Origin of the sequence: Pseudonocardia sp., from assembly GCF_025965585.1 — a bacterium.
Taxonomy (GTDB): Bacteria; Actinomycetota; Actinomycetes; order Mycobacteriales; family Pseudonocardiaceae; genus Pseudonocardia.
The window spans coordinates 1-2,715 of sequence record NZ_JAOPWR010000220.1; the positions used below are offsets into that span (position 1 = coordinate 1).

Annotated in this window: 5 protein-coding genes and 1 pseudogene; 5 read left to right on the plus strand and 1 reads right to left on the minus strand. The window is 68.9% G+C overall.

What is annotated here, in order from left to right:
- The first annotated feature begins 196 nt into the window (after nt 1-196).
- From JWR81_RS14200 to JWR81_RS14215, 5 genes and pseudogenes are all read left to right on the plus strand, one after another.
- Nucleotides 197-373, plus strand: coding sequence for a hypothetical protein (locus tag JWR81_RS14200; protein WP_297651486.1), 177 nt, complete (start codon nt 197-199; stop codon nt 371-373).
- An 18-nt stretch (nt 374-391) separates the two neighbouring features.
- Nucleotides 392-655 (plus strand): type II toxin-antitoxin system Phd/YefM family antitoxin, encoded by a 264-nt coding sequence (locus JWR81_RS14205; protein ID WP_297651488.1) that lies wholly within the window; start codon nt 392-394, stop codon nt 653-655.
- A complete protein-coding gene (locus JWR81_RS14210) occupies nt 643-1,047 on the plus strand; it encodes a PIN domain-containing protein (protein WP_297651490.1) in 405 nt (134 codons plus the stop codon). Before JWR81_RS14205 ends, JWR81_RS14210 begins: the two co-directional genes overlap by 13 nt.
- A gap of 36 nt (nt 1,048-1,083) precedes the next feature.
- Nucleotides 1,084-1,209 (plus strand): annotated as a pseudogene (locus JWR81_RS34385) (DUF1345 domain-containing protein); the annotation flags it as partial.
- Complete coding sequence (locus JWR81_RS14215; RefSeq protein ID WP_367278795.1) at nt 1,178-1,444, plus strand: DUF1345 domain-containing protein; 267 nt, start codon at nt 1,178-1,180, stop codon at nt 1,442-1,444. The pseudogene JWR81_RS34385 and the gene JWR81_RS14215, both read left to right, overlap by 32 nt.
- Nucleotides 1,445-1,519: 75 nt before the next feature.
- Here the strand turns inward: JWR81_RS14215 and JWR81_RS14220 are convergent, their stop codons facing one another.
- Nucleotides 1,520-2,047, minus strand: coding sequence for an HdeD family acid-resistance protein (locus tag JWR81_RS14220; RefSeq protein ID WP_297651494.1), 528 nt, complete (start codon nt 2,045-2,047; stop codon nt 1,520-1,522).
- Nucleotides 2,048-2,715: the final 668 nt, after the last annotated feature.

Genomic DNA, 2,715 nt, shown 5'->3' on the forward strand with positions numbered 1-2,715 from the left:
AACTCGCCGCTTGGCAACAGGCCACCAACACTGACCACCGTCAGGTCAACTGGCAGTTCACCACCACCGATGCCCGCATCAAACTCCGCCACTTATACCCCAGCAATTAGACGCGACAGACTACTAGCGTCGGGGCGAGCATCCCTTCGGCAGCTCCGTCACGAACCGCCCCACGGTCCGCCGCGGCACGGCTCCGATGGAGGGCCTCGTCAGGCGGACCGAGGAGGTCCCGTCCGTTTCCGGCGATGTCGAGGAAGACCGCGATGCGGCCATAGGGCTGGGAACGTGGCGGGGTCACGAACGTGCCGCCGATCGTTTTCCGACGATCCTCCTCTGCGGCGAGACGCGCTGGCGGCTGATTCAGATGATCTGATCCTGTTAGTCTGACTAGATGAAGGAGATGTCTGCGTCGGAGGCGGCCCGCCGGTTCTCCGCCGTGCTCGACGGCGCCGAACACGGCGAGGCCGTCGTGATCACCCGCGGCGGGCGGCGGGTGGCGATGATCGTGCCGGCGCCGCGGGCGAACGGTCGCGCGGTGACCGACGTGTTGGCCCGCTGGCGCGGCCGTCTGGGCGTCGATGACGACTTCGCTTCGAACGTGGCCGCCGCCGGTGAGGCGCCCGCGGAGCTGGATGGCGATCCGTGGCGCGAGTGATCCTCGATACCGGGGTGCTGGTCGCCGCGGTGTGCGGCCGCCTCGACCTCGCCGCGATCGCCGAGGAAGATGACGTGGCGCTGCCGGCGGTGGCGCTGGCCGAGTACCTCACCGGCGTCGAGCTCGACACCGACCCGGCCCGGCGGGCCGCCCAGCAGGCCTTCCTCGAGGAGCTGCTGGCGGTCACGCCGGTAGCCGACCACACCCCGCAGGTGGCGGTGCACCACGCCGCACTGCTGGCCCACGTCCGGCGCACCGGACGCCCCCGCGGCGCCCACGACCTGATCATCGCCGCCACCGCGCGCGCCACCGACCGGGTCCTGGTCAGCACCGACGCCCAGGCCGGCTTCGCCGACCTGCCCGAGGTCAAAGTCCAACTGCTCGCCCCCTGAGCGCAGCCGGTCCGTGGGCTCCGCGGATGACCAACCGTGCTGGCCCGTGCCGGGCAGAATCAGGGCACTGAGGATTTACTCCGGATCGCGCTCGCCGTTGCGTCGCTGGCGCTGTCATGGGCAGTGGTCCATACCGTGTTCACGCTGCGCTACGCCCTGCTGTACTACTCCGGCGCCGAGGGGGGCATCGACTTTCAACGAGCCCGATCCGCCGACCTATGGCGACTTCGCCTACCTTGCGTTCACCATCGGGATGACCTTCCAGGTCGCCGACACGCCGCTACGGTCCAAGGACATCCGCCGAACCGCGCTGCGTCACGGTCTGCTGTCCTACCTGTTCGGCACCGGAATCCTCGCCTCCGCTGTGAACCTGGTGGCGGGTCTCAGCAGCAGATGACTCGATGCCAGGGCGGACGGGCCGCGGCCCGATGTACTCCTGCCTGGTCCGCCCTGGCCACCGACTTCCCATCACTCACGCCGTGGAGTCGGCCGTGGAGCCCGTCAGCCGCTCGGCGCTGGTGCCGACCCGGCCTACCTGGACCGAGAGGACGAGCGCGTACGCCCCGTACACGATGCTGAACAGGCCGAAGGCGGTCGCCAGGGCGAGCGCTCCGATGTCTGGGCGGATGCCCAGCACCACGCCGAGCGCGATCGACACGAGGCCGCCGAACGCCCAGGCCGCGCGCTCCCCGGCTTTCTCGCCGCGGCGGAAGGCCAGAGCGACCTCGACGACCCCGGTGAGTAACGCCCACACCGCCACCCAGACGGTCAGTACGACGGCGGTGATCCCGGGCCAGAGCAATGCGCCCAATCCAGCGGCGAGCGACAGTAGAGCGAGCAACACATAGCCCATCACCGTTCCGGCGCGGTCGCTGCGGAACGCCCGAGCCGCATCGGTGCAGGCCATCACGAATGCGTAGATCGCGAAGAGGATGACGAACGCGCTGACGGTGATGTTCGGCCACGCGACCGCGACCAGCCCGATGACGAGCGCGAGCACTCCACGCCACAACAGCGACGACGACAGGGATGAGAACACAAGAGGGCCCCTTTCCGGGATGGGGAATGGATGGATGACGGTGGAACGGGCGTCGACGAGCGGACACCTCGGTTCCGAACCTAGGGACGGGGTGGGCTGCGGCCATCGTCCGCTGCGCCCAAGAACTCCTCGTCCTTTGGTCTGCGCACCCGAAGCCATCTCTGCCGGAGGTTCCTGCGGTTCTGCGTGTCGCTACGGTGGTTATCTCCCCACAGGCCGCAGCACCACCGATCCGAGGTAATGACAGATTCGCAGAGCCAGCTCCAGATCGCTGCGCCGGTCCTGGGTCGGGCGGCCGACCGCCTCCTGCGCTTTGCAGATCCGGTACTGGACTGTGTTGCGCCGTTCCCCTTTGTGCTGCGAACACCAAGCGGTCCGGAAGCCCGTGCCCGCGGCACGGTGGCTGACTGCATCGCCATGCATACCGTGCTGTGTGAGGCCGCGATGATGCAGCAACCGCCACCCAGTGCCGTCAGGGGCACCCGGCCGCCGGGTCGCACAACTAACAGTCGCTATCCCCACCGGGGCAGCGGGCGGGCGAACGGGCGGTGACATCCCCTCACGCACGACCTGGCGAGAGGGAAGACCGGATTCGACGCCGCGCGGTGTCGTCGCACCAGCCCGGACAT

What these genes read in the sequence shown, in the direction of transcription:
- JWR81_RS14205 (WP_297651488.1), top strand. Translation starts at nt 392, where the DNA reads ATGAAGGAGATGTCTGCGTCGGAGGCGGCCCGCCGGTTCTCCGCCGTG.
- JWR81_RS14200 (WP_297651486.1), top strand. Translation starts at nt 197, where the DNA reads ATGGAGGGCCTCGTCAGGCGGACCGAGGAGGTCCCGTCCGTTTCCGGC.